The organism is Streptomyces sp. RLB3-17, assembly GCF_007113425.2.
GTDB lineage: Bacteria > Actinomycetota > Actinomycetes > Streptomycetales > Streptomycetaceae > Streptomyces > Streptomyces mirabilis_D.
Genome location: NZ_CP041610.2, coordinates 9,004,218 through 9,026,257, shown reverse-complemented (window position 1 = coordinate 9,026,257; position 22,040 = coordinate 9,004,218). Strand labels below are relative to the sequence as shown.

At 70.8% G+C, this 22,040-nt stretch carries 17 protein-coding genes; 13 read left to right on the top strand and 4 right to left on the bottom strand.

Annotated features, from left to right (window positions below; all coding sequences use genetic code 11):
- Positions 1-84: 84 nt before the first annotated feature.
- From FNV62_RS40540 to FNV62_RS40530, 3 genes are read right to left on the bottom strand one after another with little or no spacing between them, the layout of a single operon-like run.
- Positions 85-699: a GOLPH3/VPS74 family protein gene (locus tag FNV62_RS40540; protein WP_054230334.1), complete on the bottom strand. Its 615-nt coding sequence runs from the start codon at positions 697-699 to the stop codon at positions 85-87.
- 19 nt (positions 700-718) lie between these two features.
- Complete coding sequence (locus FNV62_RS40535; protein ID WP_373559531.1) at positions 719-2,041, bottom strand: YbfB/YjiJ family MFS transporter; 1,323 nt, start codon at positions 2,039-2,041, stop codon at positions 719-721.
- A gap of 31 nt (positions 2,042-2,072) precedes the next feature.
- On the bottom strand, positions 2,073-2,375 hold the full coding sequence (locus tag FNV62_RS40530; RefSeq protein WP_054230335.1) for a muconolactone Delta-isomerase family protein: 303 nt from the start codon (positions 2,373-2,375) through the stop codon (positions 2,073-2,075).
- A gap of 216 nt (positions 2,376-2,591) precedes the next feature.
- On the opposite strand from FNV62_RS40530, the gene FNV62_RS40525 reads away from it, so the two are divergent.
- The 3 genes from FNV62_RS40525 (at position 2,592) to FNV62_RS40515 (ending at position 4,838) form a co-directional block, all read left to right on the top strand.
- Positions 2,592-3,512 carry a LysR family transcriptional regulator gene (locus FNV62_RS40525; protein WP_097286842.1) on the top strand — a complete coding sequence of 307 codons (921 nt, stop codon included), beginning with the start codon at positions 2,592-2,594 and terminating at the stop codon, positions 3,510-3,512.
- Positions 3,513-3,720: 208 nt separating this feature from the next.
- A complete protein-coding gene (locus tag FNV62_RS40520) occupies positions 3,721-4,434 on the top strand; it encodes an SDR family NAD(P)-dependent oxidoreductase (protein ID WP_060901102.1) in 714 nt (237 codons plus the stop codon).
- Positions 4,435-4,460: 26 nt separating this feature from the next.
- Positions 4,461-4,838, top strand: coding sequence for a hypothetical protein (locus tag FNV62_RS40515; RefSeq protein ID WP_097286841.1), 378 nt, complete (start codon positions 4,461-4,463; stop codon positions 4,836-4,838).
- Between the two features lie 25 nt (positions 4,839-4,863).
- On the opposite strand, the gene FNV62_RS40510 is transcribed toward FNV62_RS40515, so the two are convergent.
- Complete coding sequence (locus FNV62_RS40510; RefSeq protein ID WP_054230339.1) at positions 4,864-5,382, bottom strand: adenylate kinase; 519 nt, start codon at positions 5,380-5,382, stop codon at positions 4,864-4,866.
- 754 nt (positions 5,383-6,136) lie between these two features.
- Here FNV62_RS40510 and FNV62_RS40505 point away from each other — a divergent pair.
- The 10 genes from FNV62_RS40505 to FNV62_RS40460 all read left to right on the top strand — a co-directional run bounded on the left by FNV62_RS40505 (position 6,137) and on the right by FNV62_RS40460 (position 22,040).
- Positions 6,137-7,615: a sugar transferase gene (locus tag FNV62_RS40505; protein ID WP_097286839.1), complete on the top strand. Its 1,479-nt coding sequence runs from the start codon at positions 6,137-6,139 to the stop codon at positions 7,613-7,615.
- A gap of 82 nt (positions 7,616-7,697) precedes the next feature.
- Positions 7,698-9,017, top strand: a complete 1,320-nt coding sequence (locus FNV62_RS40500) for a nucleotide sugar dehydrogenase (RefSeq protein ID WP_054230341.1) — start codon at positions 7,698-7,700, stop codon at positions 9,015-9,017.
- Entirely contained in the window at positions 8,968-10,281 is a 1,314-nt protein-coding gene (locus tag FNV62_RS40495; RefSeq protein ID WP_413083894.1) for a glycosyltransferase family 4 protein, read from the top strand. The genes FNV62_RS40500 and FNV62_RS40495 overlap by 50 nt, the downstream gene beginning before the upstream one ends.
- Positions 10,271-11,638 carry a Wzz/FepE/Etk N-terminal domain-containing protein gene (locus FNV62_RS40490; protein WP_143628824.1) on the top strand — a complete coding sequence of 456 codons (1,368 nt, stop codon included), beginning with the start codon at positions 10,271-10,273 and terminating at the stop codon, positions 11,636-11,638. The genes FNV62_RS40495 and FNV62_RS40490 overlap by 11 nt, the downstream gene beginning before the upstream one ends.
- Positions 11,635-13,155, top strand: coding sequence for a Wzz/FepE/Etk N-terminal domain-containing protein (locus tag FNV62_RS40485; protein WP_143609792.1), 1,521 nt, complete (start codon positions 11,635-11,637; stop codon positions 13,153-13,155). The genes FNV62_RS40490 and FNV62_RS40485 overlap by 4 nt, the downstream gene beginning before the upstream one ends.
- A 3-nt stretch (positions 13,156-13,158) precedes the next feature.
- Positions 13,159-15,093: an asparagine synthase (glutamine-hydrolyzing) gene (gene asnB, locus FNV62_RS40480; protein ID WP_143609791.1), complete on the top strand. Its 1,935-nt coding sequence runs from the start codon at positions 13,159-13,161 to the stop codon at positions 15,091-15,093.
- 15 nt (positions 15,094-15,108) lie between these two features.
- Positions 15,109-17,316, top strand: a complete 2,208-nt coding sequence (locus FNV62_RS40475; RefSeq protein WP_144315946.1) for a bi-domain-containing oxidoreductase — start codon at positions 15,109-15,111, stop codon at positions 17,314-17,316.
- A complete protein-coding gene (locus FNV62_RS40470) occupies positions 17,313-19,271 on the top strand; it encodes a heparinase II/III family protein (RefSeq protein WP_144315945.1) in 1,959 nt (652 codons plus the stop codon). The genes FNV62_RS40475 and FNV62_RS40470 overlap by 4 nt, the downstream gene beginning before the upstream one ends.
- An 8-nt stretch (positions 19,272-19,279) precedes the next feature.
- Entirely contained in the window at positions 19,280-20,800 is a 1,521-nt protein-coding gene (locus FNV62_RS40465; RefSeq protein WP_144315944.1) for a right-handed parallel beta-helix repeat-containing protein, read from the top strand.
- 1 nt (position 20,801) lies between these two features.
- On the top strand, positions 20,802-22,040 hold the full coding sequence (locus FNV62_RS40460) for a hypothetical protein (protein WP_097286833.1): 1,239 nt from the start codon (positions 20,802-20,804) through the stop codon (positions 22,038-22,040).

Here is a 22,040-nt window from a genome sequence, read left to right as displayed (position 1 = left end):
GGGGGAATCGACAAGGTCGACACGTCATGGATGACTTCGTGAATGACGTCATGAATTAAGTCATGAATGACGTGATGTATGACGTCAGGTGCCGTCGCCGCCTCGCCAGATGTTGTCGAAGGCCGCGTCTTCGATGCTTCGCCGTTGCCGTACCGCCTCCAGTTCCGTCACCGCGCCGTTGACGGCGGCCAGTACGGCAAGGACCGAGTCGTCGACGAGACCCGCGGCCTCCTCGGTCGGCTCGTCGTGGATGCCCACGGCGGCCGCGAGGACGGTGAGGATGGGCTCGCCCGAGGTCCAGCGTTCGTCCGCGTGGCTGCGGTCCGGGGAGTCGGCCGCTTCCGTACGGCCGCCACCGAAGGGAATCCAGCGGTGGCGTGGCCGGGCGAGCCGTCCCTCCGCCTCCAGGTCCGCGCGATAGGCCGCGGACAGCCCACGGCCGCGGCGCCACAGCCAGTCGTCCACGGACTCGTACGGTCTCTGCCGGACCAGCGACGCCACGGCCCCGTCCAACAGACGGTCACCCATGGTCCACTGCGCGCCGGGCACGATGCGGTCGTCCTCCAGCGTGATGGCCTGGGCCTCGATGAGGTCGACCAGTTCGGCTCCCGCGAGGGCCAGCGACAGGTCGCCCTGCTCGACGGGCCGGCTGGACGGGACGTCCATGGCGATCATCAACAGGTCCCGCGGTGTGGTCATGACGGACTCCACGTCTGAGTCATCGGTGGCTGCCCGCGTCCGCGGCGGATTCCGTCGGTGCGGGCTGTCGTACCGGGGCGGTGGCTCGCACTACCACCATGTGGTGCGGGAAGCCGATGCGCAGCACGGCGGCGGCCACGGCCGCCACGAGAACCACGGAAGCGGCCAGGACCAGGGCCTGCTGATAGCCGTGGTGAAGCAGGGGCGCGACCACCAGCGGGCCGAGGATCTGGCCGACGGAGTATCCGGCGGTCAGGAGCGCGACGGAGCGGGGGAACTCCAGGTGGGCCCCGGTGGCGAGCGCGAGGGTGCTGACCCCGATGAATGTCGCGCCGAACAGCACCGCGGAGACCAGGGCGGCCGGTGCTCCGCCGATCAGCGCGGGCAGGGCGATGCCCACCGCCTGGACGACGAGCGCGGCGAGCAGCAGGTCGGGGCGGGACCAACGGCGCCCGAGCCGGGCCCACAGCGCGGAGGAGGGCACGGCGGCCAGACCGACCAGCACCCAGGCGCCGCCGCCGAGCGGTCCCGGGGAGCTCTGCTCGATCGCGGCGACCAGGAACGTGCCCGCGATGATGTAGCCGACGCCTTCCAGCGTGTAGGAGGCGAACAGAGCGGTGAACCAGCGGTGCGTGCGCGGCGCGTGGCTGGAATCCGCGGCGGCGGCAGTGACTGTGGTGGCCTCATGGGCCCGGTCGGCATTGGCCTGGATGGCCTGCGTGGCCTGCGTTGTCGTGGGACGCGCTTCGGGGCGGAGGTTCCACGAGGCGACGGCGAGCACCGCGGCGAGTGCGGCCGAGGCCCACCAGGCGGCCCGCCAGTCGGCGACGGGGCGCAGTACCAGGACGAGCAGACCCGACAGGGCGATGCCGGCGCCGACCCCACCGAACGCCCATCCGGGCAGATGAGCCGGGTACTCCCGAAGGTGGCTGAGGAGCGAGCTGACCGCGATGACGAAGATCAGAGCGCTGGCAACCCCGGCCAGCAGCCGCAGCGCGAACCACACGGCGGTGTCGTGGGTGGCGGGCATCGCGGCCAGGGTGCCGGTCAGCACGACGAGGGAGATGCGCAGCAGGGCCCGCGAGCGGACCAGCGCGGGGGCCAGGATGCCGACGAGCGCGCCGAGGAGATAGCCGATGTAGTTGGCGGTGGCCAGGTTCGCGCCGGCACCCGCGGACAGCCCCGCCCCGGCGTGCATCAGCGGGAGGATCGGGGTGTAGACGAACCGGCCGACCCCCATGCCCGCGGCGAGTGCCGCGGCGGCCTGGGCCACGTGGCGCCAGGGCGAGTGCAGCGCGCCGGCACTTCCGGCAGGGGAAGCGCGCAGGGGTCGTACGCTCATGACGAAGTCCACGTCGCACCGGTCCCCGCCGTCAGCGCGCGGCGTCGGTCCGGCCCGGGTCGTTGGGGTGGGACTCGAGCGCGGTGACGGTGAGGCTCATCCACGGGCGCAGCGGCAGCGTGCCGAGCACCTTCTCGTGGAGTTCGTCCTCGTCACCGGCACACCAGATGCCGATGCTGCGCAGCTCGCCGACCGGGCGCCACAGCCGTGCCAGGTTGCCGGTGGCGGCCAGTTCCCGGGCGCGGACGGCCTCGGCGGCGCGCCGCCGGTCGACCTCGTCCTGAGTGGTGCCCTCGGGGATCGTGGTGGTGATCTCGACCAGGAACTCTCGCATGGTCCTGCTCCGCTCGATGGGACGTCCGGCAGGCACCGGAACGCCGCGTGGGGTGATGGTGGCCGCCCGGAGGACCGCTGAGGTCGTCCGCCGTCAGGTGTCCCGCCGGGCCGCCCTCGGTCGGGCTTCCCTGGGCTCCATCGTCCGCCCGCCACCGGGGCGATGCCACGACAGGCTTTCTCCCTGCTGAGAGGCACGGCCTCGCACCGACGTAGCATGACCAGCGTGGAGTTGCGCCAACTGCGGTATTTCGTCGCTGTCGCCGAGGAGCTGAACTTCGGCCGGGCCGCCGAGCGCCTGCTGATCGCGGGCCCCTCTCTGTCGCAACAGATCAAGGCGCTCGAACGCGACCTGGGCGTGCGGTTGTTCGATCGCGATCGTCGCTCGGTGTCCCTCACCGCGGCCGGTTCGGCCCTGCTCCCCCACACCCGCGCCCTGCTCGAGCGGGCCGACGACCTCCAGCGGCGGGCCGGTCGGCTGTCCGGATCGGAACCGGTACGACTCGGCTACGTCAACTGGCTCCCGTCGGACCTCACCGCCCGCACCGCCACCGTGGCCCAACTCCACCTCGACGCATGGGTGGCGCCCTCGCACACCCAGGCCGCCCGGGTCGCCGCGGGCGGTCTGGACCTCGCGGTGTGCTGGGTGCGGACCGAGGACCTGGAAGAACGCGGCCTGCGCGCCCGGCTCATCGGCGCCGACCGGCTCTACGCCGTCGCCGGCGGTGCCGACACGAGCGACGTGGCCGCCCGGGACACCGCCGTCCTCCTCGACGACGACACCACCTCCTGGTCGTCCTGGAACGTCTACGCCGAAGAGCTGGCCCAGGACACCGGCGCCCGCGCGGTACGCATCTCCAACGGCGGCATCACCGGACCGGCGTTCTTCGATCACGTCCGTCGCTGCAGTCGCCCGGTGGTCAACTCCCCCAAGGGTCAGACCACCCCGCTGCCGCCGGATCTGGTCCAGCGCCCGGTCACCGCACCGGAGATCTACTGGACCTGGTCGCTGGTCTGGCGCGAGAACGAGGACCGCCCGGCCGTCCTCGCCGTCGTCGACGCCCTCTGCGACGGCGTGGGCGACCTCGGCGTCCGCGCCCCGGGCGCCTGGCTGCCGGACGGGGATCCGTACCGGTAGGGGCACCGGCCCACTGACCTGGACTGGGAGGCTGCGCCTACCAGCAGGGAGGAAATCGGTCCTGGCCAGGACTCTGTTGACCTTTGACTTCTCCACTCCATCCCGCCTAGCTTCCAGATAGTCGACCGGTCGGCTAGTGATTGAGATCGGCGACCAGTCAAGAAGCCCCCGCTTCATCGCGGAATCACGGAACCCGGAGAAGATCAGCATGAGCTCTCAGAACCAGAAGGTCGCCGTCGTCACCGGAGCCTCGCAGGGCCTCGGCGCGGGCATTGCCGAGGCCTACCGCAAGCTCGGGTACGCCGTCGTCGCCACCTCGCGCACGATCGCCCCCGCCGACGACGCGGGCGTCGTGACCGTCCAGGGTGACATCGCCGACCCCGCCACCGCCGAACGCGTCATCGCCACCGCGGTCGAGCGGTTCGGCCGTGTGGACACCCTGGTCAACAACGCGGGCATCTTCCTCGCCAAGCCCTTCCACGAGTACACCCAGGACGACTACGCCGCGGCGACCGGCGTGAACCTCACCGGCTTCTTCCGCATCACCCAACTGGCCGTGGAGCACATGCTCGCCCAGGGCGGCGGCCACATCGTCAACATCACCACCAGTCTGGTCGACAACGCCGACTCCAACGTGCCCTCCGTACTCGCCTCGTTGACCAAGGGCGGTCTCCAGTCCGCCACCAAGTCCCTCGCCATCGAGTACGCCACGCGCGGCATCCGCGCCAACGCCGTTTCGCCGGGCACCATAAAGACCCCGATGCACGCCGAGGAGACCCACGAGGCCCTCGCCGGACTGCACCCGGTCGGCCGGATGGGCGAGACGAGCGACATCGTCGACGCCGTGATCTACCTGGAGAACGCCCCGTTCGTCACCGGCGAGATCCTCCACGTCGACGGCGGCATGAGCGCCGGTCACTGACGGAACACGACAAGGGGAGAATCCTGATGAACAGCACGACGGACAGCGACACGGAAGCGATCCTGCGCGGCGTCCTCGACCAGTGGAAGGCCGCCGTCGACGGGCACGAGCCGGAGGAGGTCGCCGCCCGGTTCACCGAGGACGCGATCTTCCAGGGGCTGCACCCCTACAGCGTCGGAAGGCCGGGCGTCGCGGCCTACTACGCCTCCCAGCCCGTCGGCATGGCCGCCGCGTACCGGATTCTCGAGACCAGACGCCTCACCGACGACCTCGCACTCGGCTATCTGAGCGTCGACTTCTCCTTCACCGACCGCCCCACCCTCAACGTCAAACTCGGCGTACTGGTGCGACGCGTGGGGGAAGCCTGGTACATCAGCCACTACCAGGTGTCACGGCTCGAGTAGTCCAGCTCCCTCACAGGGACTTCACCTACAGGGACTTCACCCAGGCCGCGGTGTCGCCGGGGCGGCCGAAGCGAAGGGTGTCGAGGGGAGCGAAGCGCGGGTCGCCGGTGCGGCGGGTGATCTCGCGGCGCCGGTTCGCGTGCTGGGACCAGGCCCACCAGAGGGGGTGTTCCCGGCTCAGCCAGCCGGTCCAGGTCTCCCTGTTGCCACCGAACAGCGGCTCGCGTGTGACGGTGCGGCGGACGGAACGGCGCAGGACGCGGGGCAGGACGACCCGTTTGGGATAGTCCAGCCATATCACCGTGTCGGCCCGGTCCCACATCAGGTCACGGACCTCGGGATAGCCGAGGGAGTCGATGACCCAGCGGGGTTCGGCGGTGATCCGCAGTACGTCCTCGCGCAGCTTCTCGTTCACGGCCCACCCGGCGCCGGTGAAGTACAGCGCGTCCATCTCGTGGTACGGCAGGCCGAGGCGACCGCTCAGGCCCCGGGCGAGCGTGGACTTGCCCGCACCGGTACTGCCCACCACCAAGATCCGCCGCATCCCCGCACCCTAACCGAGCCGGTACCGTCTCCACCGCGATCCGGACGGCGGCGGTCGACGGCGAGGTGGAACGTCGATCTGCGGTGATCGAGAAGGGGTGTTGCCGACCCGCTCGGAGCCGGATTGGCAGCCCCCTTCTCACGCCTGACAACCAATCAGAACGTGCGTCAGGCAACGAGGCACGACTTGATCGTGTCGGTGTCCGGCGGCATGTCCAAGTCCGGGTCGATCGCCCCGCCCCCCTCGGGCACCCGGAGCCGCTGGAGCGCGCGGTGACCTCAAGGCACCCGTAGGCGGTCATCAATCGGTGAATCCATCCTCACAGCTCGACCACAAATTACATACATCCCTCTCTTCATACCGGCCCCGATGGTCTAGATTGACCATGCTTCAGCTGTTCGGACACGAGGCGACCAATAATGATCTATAGGTCCGGCGCTACGGGAAGACGACAGTCTCGTCCCCGGCGCCAGACGTGGGGGTGATCAATTCTTGGAGCCCGACCGGGGCCTTGGGTGCAGGGAGCGCCAGAGGTTTCGACGGGTGCCACGCCTCGAGAGGCCGGCAGGACATACAAGTCCGCTGCCGGCAGGGTGGGTTGTTCACGTAACTCCTGAATAACCGGGATGTCATGCTCAGGGCAAGACTTCCGGTGCGGAGGAACGGTGCGTCGCGATGCAGGGGGCGGGGGCCTCCTGCGGGGAGCAACAGTGCTAGGCGAACACGTCGAACCACTGGGGACCTGGGGGGTTCTGTGCGGCAAGGGGGACTAGTCGGCCTGTTTCCGTCGGCGCGCGAGCGTCTGGCGAACGACGCAATCAGACAGCCCACGATCGAATGGGAGCAGCGGTACCGCCGTGCCGTGATCACCAGCGATACCGTGGCCACCGCCTTCGTGGTGGCGGCGATCGGCAACTTCTTCGGGGCCCGGGACGCGGCCAACTGGCACGAGAAGTGGGGGATTCTCGCCTTCGGCACCGAACTGCTGGTGCTGGGGACGCTTGCGCTGAGCCGGTCATGGGCTCCGGCCGTGCTCGGCCAGGGCGCCGAGGAATTCCGCCGGCTCGGACGCTCACTGTTCACGGCGACCGTCGTACTGGCACTCGGCGGGATCGCCCTCACCTCGCGCAACATCAAGCTCTGGATCTTCGTCGCGATCCCCGCGATCGCGCTCGTCACCATGCCCGCGCGGTATCTGCTGCGCCTCTGGCTGCACAAACAGCGGAAGGAAGGGCGCTGCCTGAGACCGGTGCTCGCTGCCGGAAGCCCGGCCACCGTGTGCGACCTGATCACCCGGACCCGCAAGTTCCCGCACATCGGCTGGCGAGTGGAGGCGGTGTGCACGACGGACGGCCGCGGGCTCGACGGTGACGAACTGGACGGAGTGCCCGTCGTCGGCCGACTGACGGACGTCGCCAAGCACGTCCGCCACGACGGCTTCCGTGTCGTCGCGGTCACACCGGACCCGCACTGGTCACCGGACCGGCTGCAGCGGCTGGCCTGGAACCTCGAAGGCAGCGACGCGGAGATGGTCGTGGCCCCCGTACTGATGGAGGTGGCCGGCCCGCGGCTGCACATCGACGCGGTGCTCGGGATCCCGCTGCTGCGGGTCAGCATGCCGACCTTCACCGGGGGCCGCCGGGCGATCAAAGGGGTCGTCGACCGGATGGGCGCGGCGATCCTGCTGATGCTGTTCGCGCCGCTGATGGTGTTCGTCGGGCTGCTCGTGCTGGTGGACAGTCGGGGTGGGGCGTTCTACCGCCAGCGCAGGGTCGGCAAGGACGGCCGCGAGTTCACCATTCTCAAGTTCCGCACCATGGTCGCCGGGGCTGACGGGGCACGTGCCGAGCTGGCCGACCGCAACGAGGGCGCCGGCCTGCTGTTCAAGCTCCGCCGGGATCCACGGGTGACCCGGGTGGGAGCGGTGCTGCGCCGGTACTCGATCGACGAGCTCCCGCAGCTCTTCAACGTGCTCACCGGATCGATGTCGCTCGTCGGTCCGCGGCCTCCGTTGCCGGAGGAGTCCGCCGCGTACGACCCGGACATCCGGCGGCGACTGCTGGTCAAGCCCGGACTCACCGGCCTGTGGCAGATCAGCGGACGCAGTGACCTGTCGTGGGAGGAGGCGGTTCGGCTGGACCTGCGGTACGTGGAGGACTGGTCGCTCGCCCTGGACACAGTGATCTTGTGGAAGACGCTGCGTGCGGTGCTCTATGGGCAGGGGGCCTACTGATGCGCGGGGGACTGCGGCGGGGCGGTCCCGCCGGCGCTCGGACCGCAGGCCGTGAAGGCCTGCCTGGGGGGAGGAACGGGTCATGAGAGTCAGCGTTTTCGGGCTCGGCTACGTGGGCTGCGTGTCGGCCGCGTGCCTGGCCAGCATGGGTCACGAGGTCATCGGGGTGGACGTGAACCAGGTGAAGGTCGACCTGGTCAACGACGGCAAGGCCCCGGTGGTGGAGGAACGTATCGGCGAGCTCATCGCCGAGGTCGTGCGGACCGGAGCGTTGCGCGCCACCGGTGACGTCCGCGAGGCGATCATGGACAGCGAGGTGTCGCTGGTCTGCGTGGGCACGCCGTCGGAGCCCAACGGCAGCCTGTGCACCACGTACTTGGAGCGGGTCACCGAGCAGATCGGCGCCGCGCTGGCCGAGCGGGGTGGGCGGCACACCGTCGTGTTCCGCAGCACCATGCTCCCGGGCACCTGTCTGAACCTGCTGGTACCGATTCTGGAGAAGTACGTCGGCGGCACGGCCGGGGTGGACATCGGGGTCGCGGTCAACCCGGAGTTCCTGCGCGAGGGCACGAGCGTGCAGGACTTCTTCGACCCGCCCAAGACCGTCATCGGCGAGCTCGACCCGGCAAGCGGCGATGCGGTGACGGCGCTGTACGACGGCTTGCCCGGCGAGGTGTTCCGGGTGCCGATCCCCACGGCCGAGGCGATCAAATACGCGGACAACGCGTTCCACGGCCTCAAGATCGGCTTCGCGAACGAGCTGGGCGCGGTGTGCCAGGCGCTCGGCGTGGACTCGCACCAGGTGATGGACGTGTTCCTGGCCGACCGCAAGCTGAACATCAGCCCCGCCTACCTGCGGCCCGGCTTCGCCTTCGGCGGCTCCTGCCTGCCCAAGGACCTGCGCAGCCTGGTCCACGCGGCACAGCGGGCCGACGTCTCGGTGCCCATCCTCGCCCACGTGCTGCCCTCCAACTCCGATCATCTGCAGCGCGCGGTGGAGCTGGTCGAGCGCACCGGCAAGCGCCGGGTGGGCCTGTTCGGGCTGTCCTTCAAACCCGGCACCGACGACCTCCGCGAGAGCCCGCTCGTCGAGCTGGCGGAGAGGCTCTTCGGCAAGGGTTACGACCTGCGGATCTACGACGCCAACGTGAGCCTCTCCCGGCTGCTCGGCGCGAACCGCGAGTACATCGAGACCCGGCTGCCGCACCTCGCGCAGCTGCTCGCGGATTCCGTCGACGAGGTGCTCGGGCACGCCGAGGTGCTCCTGGTCGGGACCAGGGATCCGGCCGTGCTGTCGTCGCTGCCCCAAGGCGGCGACGGCCCGGTGATTGTCGACCTCATCCACCTTCCCGATGCCGAAGCGCGCCGGGCCGAACCGGGGTACGTGGGCCTTGCTTGGTGATTCGACCAGTGGCGACCGGCCGGACCGGCGCGCGCTGATCCTGGTGGAGAACCTGTCGGTGCCGTTCGACCGGCGGGTGTGGCAGGAGTGCACGACACTGCGCGACGCGGGCTGGAAAGTGCACGTCATCTGTCCGCAGGGGAGCAAGCGGGACACGGAGCCGGAGGCGGAGATCGACGGGGTGCGGATCCACCGCTACCCGTTGCGCGCGGCCACCGGAGGACCGGCCGGCTACCTGCGGGAGTACGGATCGGCGTTGTGGCACACGGTCCGGCTGGCCCGGAAGGTCGGCCCGGTCGACGTGGTCCACGCCTGCAACCCGCCCGACCTGTTGTTCCTGCCGGCACGATGGATGAAGCGGCGCGGAGCGCGGTTCGTCTTCGACCAGCACGACCTGGTGCCCGAGCTGTACCTCTCCCGGTTCGACCGCGGCGAGGATCTGCTCTACCGCGCCGTGTGCGCGCTGGAACGGCTGACCTACCGGGCCGCGGACGTCGTGCTCGCCACGAACGAGAGCTACCGGGACGTCGCGGTACGCCGTGGCGGCCGGCGGCCGGAGGACGTCTTCGTGGTACGCAGCGCGCCCGACATCGACCGGTTCCACCCCGTACCGCCCGAGCCGGAGCTGAAGCGCGGCAAGCCTCATCTGCTCTGCTACCTCGGCGTCATGGGCCCGCAGGACGGCGTCGACTACGCCTTGCGTGCCCTCGCGAAGCTGCGCGACGAACTCGGGCGCACCGACTGGCACGCGGTGTTCGTCGGCGCCGGCGACACCTTCGACGCGATGGTGGAGCTGTCCCGGCGGCTCGGGCTCTCGGAGCAGGTGCAGTTCACCGGGCGCATTCCGGACGACGACCTGGTGCGCTACCTGTCCACCGCGGACGTGTGCCTCTCCCCCGACCCGCACAACCCGCTCAACGATGTGTCGACCATGAACAAGGTCCTGGAGTACATGGTGATGGGCCGGCCGATCGTCTCGTTCGACCTCCGGGAGGCGCGAGTCTCCGCCAGCGACGCCGCCGTCTACGCGCCCGCCAACGACGAGGCCCAGTTCGCCAAGCTCATCGCGCTGTTGCTGGACGATCCGGAGAAGCGGGCCCGGATGGGCAAGATCGGCCAGGAGCGGATCAGCGGGTCGCTCTCCTGGCGGAACTCCCAGCGATCGCTGCTCGCCGCCTACGCCGCCGCCTGCCGCGACCAGACTCCGGCGTCGGCGGGCGACCCGGACCGTGCACAGGGTGGAGGCCGCACCGTTGAACGATGACACGATACGCCTGGTCACGATCGGGCGGATCATCCGTCGGCGCTGGCGGCTTCTCACCATCCTCGCCGTGGTGGGTGCGCTCGTCGGCTACGGCGCCTCTTTGCTGTTCCCGCCGCGCTACACGACGTCGGCATCGGTACTGCTGCCGGGGGCGTGGGAGGAGCGCGAGCTGCTGACTCAGCAGGAAGTCGCGACCAGTTCGGTGGTGGTCGACCGCGCGGCCGCCACGCTCAACTGGCCCGGGGTCAGCGGCAACAAGCTGCGGGATCAGGTGAGCGCCACGGCCGCCAACGGGAACATCATCAAGATCTCGGGCACGGCCGACACCCCGAAACGCGCACAGCAACTCTCCGACCAGGTGGCCCAGCAGTTCGTCACCTTCGCCGCGCGGGTCGTGGACGACAACACCGACCCCGAAGCGACGGCGCAGCTCGAGGCACTGCGGCAGATGGTGGTGCAGACCAACCGCCGCATCACCGACCTGGCCGACGCGGCCGATCCGGGGCGGACCGTGGAGAGCGTGCAGTCCCGCACCGAACTCGAGAAGCTGCGCACCACGCTGCAGGAGGCCATCACCAAGCTGGACCAGGCCGACCCGGCCGCCAAAAAGGCCAACATGGTCGTCATGGGGCCGGCGGCCCGGCCGGCCGGCGAGACACCGCCGACGAGGATGCAGCTCATCGTCGCCGGAGCGCTGCTGTTCTTCCTGCTCGCGGTCATCGGCCATCTCACCGCCGCACGGATGAGCCGCCGACTGCGCACCCAACCGGAGATCATCGCAGCGCTGGGCTCGACGCTGCTGGGCACCGTCGACGTACCTGGTCAACGGTCCACGCACCGGCCGGGAGGCCGTGGCCCGCGGGCCCGGATCCGCCGCCTGCTGGGCGTCGACATCCGGTGGGACCTGCCCACCCCGCAGACGTCCGGCGACGAGGCCGGCCGGCAGATCCGCTACCTGCGGGTGTGCGCCCGCCTCCGGGACCAACTGCCGACCCCCCGGCGGCTGCTGGTCGTCGTCCCGGACGGCGACGAGATCGCCCGCCTGGCCGCCGGGCAGCTCGTCGCCGAGGCCGAGAACGACCCGCTGCTGCGGGTGGTGGGGGTCTCGGTGTCCCAGCCACTGGTGCCGGACCGCGACAACGAGTCCGGTGCCCTGGTCGTGCTCAGCGCGGGCGTCTGGACCGCAGCTGAGCTCGCCGGCATCGCCGAGGCGTGTGCGGACGCCAAGCACGAGGTCGTCGGCATCGTCCTCGCCGGCACGGTCCGGGTCCGTTCGACGCGGTCTGCCGGCCGTGCTCGGGATGCCGCCACGCCGGTGCTCGCGGTGGGCGACAACGCGAAGGGAAGTTCAGGGTGACGACGAGTACGACTGCGGAGTCGTCGGCCGCCGCTCCGCTGCTGGACCTGCAGGCGCTGGTGGTGGCGGTGCGGAGGCGGCGCCGCCTCTGGTGCTCCGCGGCGCTGCTGGGGCTGCTCGTCGGCGCGGCGGTGTCGGTCCTGATGCCACCGCCGCCGACCGCGGTGACCAAGGTGCTGGTCGCGCATCAGGAGGACCAGCCGAACGACCCCGGAACGCTGATCCGCACCGACGTCGGACTGCTGCAGACCACGCGGATCGCCGGCAAAGCCCTGCAGTCCCTCGGGTCCCCGGAAAAACCGGAGGACTTCATGAAGAACTACGGGGCTGTCGGTCTGACCAACAACCTGCTGCAGATCACTGTGACGGCTGACAGCGACGCGGAGGCGGTGGCCCGCGCCAAGGCGCTGGCCGACGCGTTCGTCGCGGACCATGTGCGGCGGATAAAGGACGCCGCCAACTCCGAGGCCAAGGCCCTGCTCGACCAGCGTGACCGGATGCAGGGCGAACTCGCCCAGGTCAACAAGGCGATCGGGGACGGATCGTCGCAGGGCGGGCCGAAGGCGTCGGCGAACCTGGAGTCGCTCTTCGCCAGCCGGGCCGAACTCACCTCGCGGATCACCGATTTCAGTCAGCGCGCCGCGGAGGCGCGCATCGGCACGCCCAAGCTCATCGCCGGCACGCAGGTCGTGGACACCCCGCGCGCGGTGCGGAACTCCCTGCCCAGGGCCGTTGCCACCAACGCCGCGATCGGGCTCGTCCTCGGGCTCGTCCTCGGGCTCGCGGTGGCCGCGGTCGGCACGGTGGTGGCGGACCGCCCCGTGCTGCGCCGGGACATCGCGGCGAACCTCGGCGCCTCGGTCATCGCGGAGCTGCCCCGCCGGTCGGCCAGGCTGTGGCGGCGCCGACGGGTCCGGGCGGCACGCGAACGGCTCACCACGTCCCTGGCCCGCACCGTGCGCGGCTCCGCGGACCCGGTCTCGCTGCTGGAACTGGGCTGTGCGCGCAGCGCGAGCGTGATCGCCCTGGACGTGGCCAGGGCACTGGCGGCGGACGGGCCGGTGGTCGTCATCGACGGTCTGCCCGGCCCGCAGCTCGCCAAGCACCGCCCGAAGCCGGGAGACCCGACCGTGGTCAGCGGCGAGCGTGCCGCGGACGTGTCGCCTCAGGAGCGCCGGCTCGGCGTCGGCTCGGTGGCGCCCGGCACGGCGTGGACCGACCTCCAGTACCTCGGCACGCGGACCGTGCTCGTCGTGCGGGCCGGGCACGGCAGCGCCGCATGGCTGCACACCGTGGCGCGGCAGCTCGCGGACCAGCGCATTCCGGTGATCGGTGTGGTGCTGATCGACCCCGATCCGCGTGACCGGACCGACGGCACGCTGTGGGACGGGCTGGCCAACGCGCTGCGCGGCCGGACCGAGCGGCCGACCTGGCAGAACGCGACCGGCCGGCGGCTCACCGAACGCCAGCCGATACGGGCCGCACGGATCCCGGACAACGACCAGGAGGTGCGGTAGGACGTGTGTGGCATCGCAGGCACTTACCGATGGCCGGACGGAAAGGCAGTGACCGACCGGCTCACCGACACCCTCGCCCACCGCGGCCCGGACGGCTCGGGCCGCTACGGCCACCCCCTGGGCGACGGCGAGGTGCAGCTCGGGCACCGCAGGCTGGCCATCGTCGACCTGTCGGAGACCGGCGCCCAGCCGATGGTCTCGGACGGCCTCGCCCTGACGTACAACGGCGAGCTGTACAACGCGCCCGAACTCCGGGCGGAGTTGGAGGCCACCGGGGTGCGCTTCCGCGGCACCTCCGACACCGAGGTGGTCCTGGAGGCCTGGCGGCGCTGGGGCACCGACTGCCTGCCCAGGCTGCGCGGCATGTTCGCGTTCGGCATCTTCGACGAGCGCACCGGTGACCTGGTGCTCGTCCGCGACCAGCTCGGCATCAAGCCGCTGTTCCTGCTCCGGCGCGGCGAGGGCCTGATGTTCGCCTCCGAGCTCAAGGCGCTCGCCGCCGTGACCGGCAAGTCACTGGAGGTGGATCAGGCGGCGCTCGTGGCGTCCCTCCTCTACTACTGGGTGCCGGACTCGCGCTGCGCGTTCCGCGAGGCGGAGAAGCTGCCGCCGGGGAGCTGGCTGCGCTGCCGGCCCGACGGCCGGGTGGAGCGCGGCAGCTTCTGGAACCTGAAGGACGTCGCCGCCGAGGGCCGGGACCGCGCCCTGGCCGGTGAACAGCCGGACCTCGCCGCCATCGTCGAGGAGTCGACCCGCCGCCACCTGATCTCCGACGTACCCGTGGCGACCTTCCTCTCCGGCGGCCTCGACTCCAGCTATCTGACCGCGCTGGCGGCCCGCCACCAGCCCGGGATTTCCGCCTACACCATCGGATTCCGCGCCGAGGACGCCAAGTTCGAGGCGATGCCCGACGACCTGCGCTACGCCCGGCAGGTCGCCGAACGGTACGGCGTCGACCTGCACGAGATCGAGATCGCCCCCAACGTGCTCGACCTGCTGCCCCAGATGACGTACAGCCTGGACGAGCCGATCGGCGACCCCGCCGCGATCAACACGTACCTGATCTGCATGGCCGCCCGGGAGGCCGGGGTCAAGGTGATGCTCTCGGGGATGGGTGCCGACGAGCTGTTCGCGGGGTACCGCAAGCACTTTGCCAACCTGCTCGCGCTGCGCTACCAGCGCGTCCCGCGACCCCTGCGGCGCGGGGTGTCCGGGGTCGTGGACCGGCTGCCGGTCGCCTCGGCCCGCCGCGGTTACCGGTCGGTGCGTTTCGCGAAGCGGTTCCTCTCCTTCGCCGATCTGCCCGAGGAGACCGCGTTCCGGCGCAGCTACACCATGTACGACCAGGACGAGTTGCTCGCCCTGCTCAACCCGGATCTGGCCGGGACGGTCGACGACGTGGTCACCGAACACACGGACGTCTACCAGGACAACGACCTCGACGACTTCGTCAACCGCATGTGCCTGACCGATGCCCGCATGTTCCTGCCGGGCCTGAACCTCGCCTACACGGACCGGTCGAGCATGGCCGCCTCCACCGAGGTCCGGGTGCCGTACGTCGACATCGAGGTGGTCAAGGCGGCGTTCGCCGTGCCCGGGAATCGCAAGATCGTCGGGCGACAGGGCAAGGCCGTCCTCAAGGAGGCGGCCACCTCGGTCCTGCCCCGGGAGATCGTGTACCGGCCCAAGGGCCTGTTCAGCGCCCCGCTGCGCGCCTGGATGAGCCGGGACCTGGCACCGCTGGTGCGCGAGGTGGTCAACGACGGCGAGCTCGTCCGGTCCGGGCTGCTGCGCCGCGACGCGCTGGCCCGGATGGTCGCCGAGGACGCCGCCGGACAGACGGACTACTCCAAGCATCTGTGGCACGTACTGACCCTCGAGTACTGGTATCGCGACGCGACCTCTGGCTCCGCCCAGAGCACTCGGTCGACGGCTTAGGAATCAGGAGTTCTGGTGAAGCAGGTTGTACAGAACTACAAGAGCGGCGAGCTGGCGGTGCTCGACGTGCCGGTGCCGGGGTGCAAGCCGGGCGGTGTGCTGGTCCGCAGCGCCTACTCGCTGATATCCACCGGAACCGAGCTCATGAAGGTGTCCGAGGCCGGCATGTCGATGCTGGGCAAGGCCCGCTCCCGGCCGGACCAGGTGGCCAAGGTCATGCAGAGCGTGGCCACCAACGGGGTGCCCGCCACCTACCGCAAGGTGATGGGCAAGCTGGACTCCTACACGCCGCTGGGCTACTCACTGTGCGGGGTGGTCGAGCAGGTCGGCACCGGGATCGACGATGTGAAGGTCGGCGACCTCGTGGCCTGCGCCGGCAATGAGCACGCGCTGCACGCCGAGCTGAACTGGGTGCCGAAGAACCTCTACACCCCGGTGCCGGACGGCCTCGCGCCGCGCCACGCGGCCTTCGGTACCGTCGGGTCGATCGCGATGCAGGGCGTTCGCCAGGGCGAGCCGCAGCTCGGCGAGGTGGCGCTGGTCATCGGCCTCGGGCTGATCGGGCAGCTGGTGGTACAGCTGCTCGCCGCCGCGGGAGTCCGCGTGGTCGGAGCGGACCCCGACCCGGTGCGCTGCGAACTCGCCGAGCGCCTGGGCGCCGCGGCCTGCGGCGATCCCGCGTCCGCGGCCGTGGAAGCCGCCGTCGCCGAACTCACCGACGGTCACGGCGTGGACCAGGTGTACCTGGCCGCCGGCGGCGGCAGCAACCAGCCCGTCGAGCTGGCCGCCCGGCTCTGCCGGGACCGCGGCCGGGTCGTCGACATCGGCAAGTGCCGCCTGGACCTGCCGTGGAACGCGTACTACGAGAAGGAGCTCGACGTCCGCTTCTCGCGCTCGTACGGCCCCGGGCGCTACGACCCGGAGTACGAGCTCGAGGGGCGGGACTACCCGATCGGTTACGTGCGCTGGACCGAGCGCCGCAACCTGGCGTGCTTCCTCGACCTCGTGGCCCGCGGCAGCGTCGACGTGGAGCCCCTGGTCTCCCACATCGCCGACTTCGATGACGCCGTCGAGACGTACCAGCGCCTGAAGGACGGCGAGCTCAAGGCCGTGGCCGTGCTGTTCCGCTACCCCGAGCAGAAGGAGGAAGCGGGGGAAGCGCAGGCCCCGGCCGTTGCCGTGCCCGCGGTGAAGCGACCCACCGGCGGAGCGTCCACCCCGGCCCGGTCCGCCAAGACGCCGGTGCGCCTCGCGTTCGTCGGCGCGGGAAACTACGCGACGTCGATGCTGCTGCCGCACCTGGCACAGCGCGACGGCGTCGAGCTGTCCACGGTCGTCACCACGACGGCGCTGTCCGCGGCCAACGCGCAACGGAAGTTCGGCTTCGCCGAGGCGACCACCGATCTCGACTCCGTGCTCGGCGACAAGTCCATCGACGCGGTGTTCGTCGTCACCCGGCACAGCTCGCACGCCGAACTGACCCGGAAGGCGCTGCTGGCCGGCAAGACGGTGTTCGTGGAGAAGCCGTTGGCGCTCACCGAGGACGAGCTGGCCGGCGTGCTCGCGGCGGTGGAGGAGTCCGGCAACGACCGGCTGCAGGTGGGCTTCAACCGCCGGTTCGCGCCGCTGCTGCAGGAGGCCAGGAAGCGGTTCGGCGCCCGGACCGGACCGGCGAGCCTCCGCTACCTGGTCAACGCGGGCCGGCTTGGACAGGGCAGCTGGTACCTCCAACAGGGCACCGAGGGCTCGCGGTTCGCCGGCGAGGGCGGGCACTTCGTCGACACGGCGAGCTGGCTGCTCGAGGCCGACCCGGTCTCGGTGTACGCGGTCGCCACGTCCGGCAACGAGGACCTGCAGGTCGTGCTGCGCTACCCGGACGGGTCCACCGCCACCATCAGTTACGTCACCACCGGTGCGGCCGGCTTCCCCAAGGAGACGCTGGATCTCATCGCGGACGGCAAGGTGCTGCGGCTCGACGACTTCGTCCGTGCCTCGGTGTTCGTAGACGGAGGGGTCGGCCGTAAGCGGTGGGTCAGTTCGCGGCTGCCCAAGGCCCGGGACAAGGGCCAGTCCGCCGAGCTGGCCGCGTTCATCAAGGCCGTGCGGACCGGTGGGCCGATGCCGGTGCCGCTGGAGTCGCTGGTCGCCACCACGTCGGCCACCCTCGCCGTGCAGGCCGGCCTGGTCGGCGGCGCGCCGGTGACACTGGCGAGGGCGCGATGACCATGACCGCGGGCTGGTACCTGCGGCGGCTGTCCCGGATGGGACCGCGGGAGGTCGGCGGCCGGGCGGGCGACGCGGTGCGCAGGCGGCGGTGGCGGTCGGCGCGGCCCGACTGCCCGAGCGTGACCGGCGCCCGGTTCACCGCGGTGCTGCCCGCCGGGACGCTCGCCGCCATACCTCCGGACGCCGCGAAACGTCTCATCGCCGAGGCGGACCGGCTGATGTACGGGCACGTCGAGTATTTCGGGGTGGTCCGCGACGACCTGACCGACCCGGACTGGTGGTACGACCCGAAGACGGGGCGCCGGGCTCCCTGGGGCTACGCCTTCGACGTGCCGTACCGGAACGAGGACGCGGTCGGGGACATCAAGCAGATCTGGGAGCTGTCCCGGCATCAGTACCTCACCGTGCTCGCCGCCGCCTACGCGATCACCGGGAACGAGCGGTACGCCGAGCGAGTGGCCGAGCACCTGCGGTCGTGGTGGGCGGCCAACCCACCGCTGCGCGGCGTGCACTGGATCAGCGGCATCGAGCTGGGCATCCGGCTGCTGTCCTGGGTGTGGATCCGCAGGCTGCTCGACGGCTGGCCGGGCGCGGCCGAGCTGTTCGAGGGCAACCCGGTGGCGCTGAACCAGATCTGGCACCACCAGCGCTGGCTGGCCGCCTTCCCCAGCCGGGGGTCCTCGGCGAACAACCACGTCGTCGCCGAGGCCGCCGGGCAGTTCGCCGCAGCCTGCGCGTTCGGATGGTTCCCCTCCTCGGAGCGTTGGCGAGCCGACGCGCTGAGGTCGCTGGAGCGGCAGCTGCACGGCAACACCTTCGACTCCGGCCTCAACCGCGAGCTGGCCACCGAGTATCACGGACTCGTGCTGGAGCTCGGCCTGGCCGCGGTGGCCGAGGCGGATGCCGCAGGCAGGCCGGTGCCCGCGTCGATCCGGCTGGTGCTGCTGCGGATGACCGACGCGCTCGCGGCCGTCGTGGACGGCCGGCTGCGGCCGCCGCGCCAGGGGGACGCGGACGACGGGCACGGTCTGATCGTGGACGGCGCGGGCACCGACCGCTGGGCCTCGCTGCTGGCCACCGGGGACGCCGTGTTCGGCCGGCTCGCCTGGTGGCCGGCGGTGACCGGCTCCGATGTGCGCACCCCGCTGCTGGCCGCGCTCATCCGGCCGTACACGAAGAACGGAACGGCGCCGGCCGTGACCCGCCCGGCAAGCCGACCGGCCCATTTCGCCGACGCGGGCATGACCATCCTGCGCGGTCCGGCGGAGATCTGGTGCCGCTGCGACGGTGGTCCGCACGGGTTCCTGTCCATCGCCGCGCATGCCCACGCGGACGCGCTGTCCGTGGAGGTCCGGCACGACGGGGTCGACGTGCTCGCCGACCCGGGGACGTTCTGCTACCACGGCCAGCCCGAGTGGCGGCAGTACTTCCGGTCGACCCTCGGCCACAACACCCTGCAACTGGACGGCGGTGACCAGTCCGTCTCCGGCGGCCCGTTCCTGTGGACCCGGCATGCCCGCACCCGCGTCCTGGCCGCGGACACAGCCGGCGAGGGCGTGGCTCGCTGGTGTGCCGAGCACGACGGGTACCAGGGCTCCGTGCACCGCCGCCAGGTGGAGCTGACGGCCGCGAGCCAGGAGCTGAGAGTGGTCGACGAGGTGCGCGGCCCGCGGCGGACCGTGCGGCTGGCGTTCCACCTCGGCCCGGCGATCGCCGCGGACCTGGCGGGCAACCGGGCCGTGCTCACCTGGACCCGGGACGGCGAGGACCGCTCCGCGGTGCTCGACCTGCCCGGGCAGCTGAGCTGGCGGGCGCATCGCGGCGAGAGCGACCCGCCGCTGGGCTGGTACTCCGTCGGCTTCGGGCGCAAGGAACCCACCACAACCCTGGTCGGCACCGGCTTCGCCGACGGCGCGGAGGGCTTCACCACCGTGCTCAGGTTCCGCGGCTAGGGGGGCGCGTGGGGATCAAGAGGCGGCACTGGGCGTTGGCGGCGGCACCGCTGGCGCTGGCCCTGCTGGCGACGACCGGCTGTGAGAGCACGCCGCGCGCCCGGGCAAAGCCGGCCGCTGCGCCGTCCACGCCCGTGGCCGGGGTGTGCGCCAAGCCCGCGGCCGGACCGGCGAAGGCACCGGCGGGCGCGGTGAGCGTCGACCCCGCGGTGGTCGGTGACCTGGCGGCGAAGACCAAGAACAGCCCCCCGAACACCACGTTCTGGCTTCGGCCGGGCAAGCACCGGCTCGATCCGGACCGCTACGCCCAGGTCATCCCCAAGAAGGGGGACAGCTACCTCGGTGCGCCGGGCGCGGTGCTCGACGGCCGGAAGAAGAACCAGTACGCGTTCGGCGGCACCGCCGGCGACGTCACCATCCGTTACCTGACCGTGCAGGGTTTCGTCGCGCCGCGCGACGAGGGCGTGGTCAACCATGACTCGGCCGACGGGTGGGTGATCGAGCACACGACGATCCAGAACAACTCCGGCGCCGGGCTGATGGCCGGTGCCCGCCAGCGGGTCCGCGCCAGTTGCCTGCGCGACAACGGCCAGTACGGCATGAACGCGTACAAGGCCACCGGCCGTATCAGCGGCCTGGTGGTCGAGGGCAACGAGATCGTGGGCAACAACACCGGCGACTGGGAACGGCGGCAAGAGGGCTGCGGCTGCACCGGAGGCATCAAGTTCTGGGCCGTCAACGGCGCCGACGTCCGCGGCAACTGGGTGCACGACAACCGCGGAGCCGGGTTGTGGGCGGACACCAACAACAACGACTTCCGCATCGAGGACAACGTGCTCGAGGCCAACGACGGTGCCGCGCTGATCTACGAGACCAGCTACAACGCGGTCATCCGGGGAAACACGATCCGGCGGAACAACTGGGTCGAGGGCCGCAGGTACGCCGACCGCGGCGACAGCTTCCCGTTCGCGACCATCTACCTGTCCGAATCCGGCGGCGAACCACGGATCCGAGCCCGCACGGACAAGATCGAGATCTATCGGAACGTGCTGGAGAACAACTGGTCCGGGATCACGCTGTGGGAAAACGCCGACCGGTTCTGCAACAGCCCGGCCAACACCTCGTCCGGTGACTGCACGTTGCTGGTGAAGAACACCCACCGCTGCGCGCAGCCGGCGATCGCCACCGCGCCGCTCTACGCCGACTGCCGGTGGAAGACCCAGCGGGTGGACATCCACGGCAACCGCTTCGTGCTGGACAAGTCCGTCGTCGACTGCACGGTGAAGTGCGACCGCATGGCGGTGCTCGCCAACTACGGCACCTATCCGGACTGGTCGCCGTACCAGGGCGAGCGGGTGGCCGAGGCCATCACCGGCAAGCAGCACAACCGCTGGCACGACAACGTCTACGTCGGACCATGGAAATTCGTCGCCCACGACCCGAGCCGAATCCTCGACTTCGAACAGTGGCAGGGCACGCCGTACCAGCAGGACGCGGGCAGCACCTTCCGCGCACAGGACGGTGGTTGAGATGGGCGCGGACCACACGCCGAAGATCGTCGGGACAGTCTGGGGGCTGCTGGTCCTCAACACGCTCGGCTCCGCCGGGGCGAAGACCATCATCCCGCTGCCCCGCTCCCTCATCCAGATGGTCACCATGGGCGCGCTGGTCGCCGCGTTCGCGCTGGCGCTCGCGGTCAATCTCCGGCTGCGCATCCGAGCCAGCTCCTTCGTGTTCCTGCTCACCCTGCTGCTGGTGGAGAGCGTGATCTCCAGCGCGAACCTGGAGTCCGGGTTCGGCGCGCTGTTCCGCTGCTTCCGGCTGGCTCTGTTCGTCGGCACGCTGTGGCTGCTCAGCCGCTGGTGGAACGGCGGCCTGACGTTCGTCCGGTACCACATCCGGATGTACTTCGCGGTGCTCGGATCGGTGGCCACCGGCCTGGTCGTCTCACCGGGCGCGGCCCTGCCCGACCTCTACGGCGGACGCCTGGTCGGCGCGTTGTGGCCGCTCACCCCGCCGCAGATCGGGCAGTACGCAGCGGTGATCATCGGGCTCACCGTGCTGCTCGTCCTGGGCCGCCGGACCGACAGGGCCAGCGCCGTGGTGGTCATCGTGCCGTCCTTCGTGCTGCTCGCGCTGACCCATACCCGGACGGCCACGCTCGGCCTGTTCATCGGGCTGGCATTGGCGATCGGCTCGCTCATCCTGACCAGCGCCGCGGCCCGCCGGTTCTTCACCTGGGCGGTGCTGTGCGCCGTGGTGGCCGCGGTGGGGTTCGCCTCCGCGCTGCAGGCGTGGTTCCTGCGCGGACAGAGCAAGGAGAACTTCTCCAACCTCACCGGTCGGGCCAAGGTCTGGGACGCCCTGCTGGCTGCGCCCCGGTCGACCTCGGAGCAGTTGTTCGGCGTGGGCCTGGGCGACAAGTCGTTCGGCGGGCTGCCGATCGACAACAGCTGGCTGGCCGTCTACAACGAGCAGGGGCTGATCGGCGTCACCCTCGTCGCGGCGGTCATCATCGTGTTGGGCGGCGTCGCGTTGCTGCGGCCACCGTCGCTGCAGAGGGCCTGCGCGATCTTCCTGATCAGCTACTGCGCGATCGCGTCGTACACCGAGGCCGGTCTTGGCGACGCCTCCCCGTATCTGCTGCATCTGGCCCTGGCCGCCTCGCTGTTGGCTGCGCCCGCCCCGGCCGCGGCCGCTCCTCTCTCGACGCCCGAAGTCCCTCGACGACACATCCCGCGCTGGGCCCAGAGATCGGAGGTGACCTGA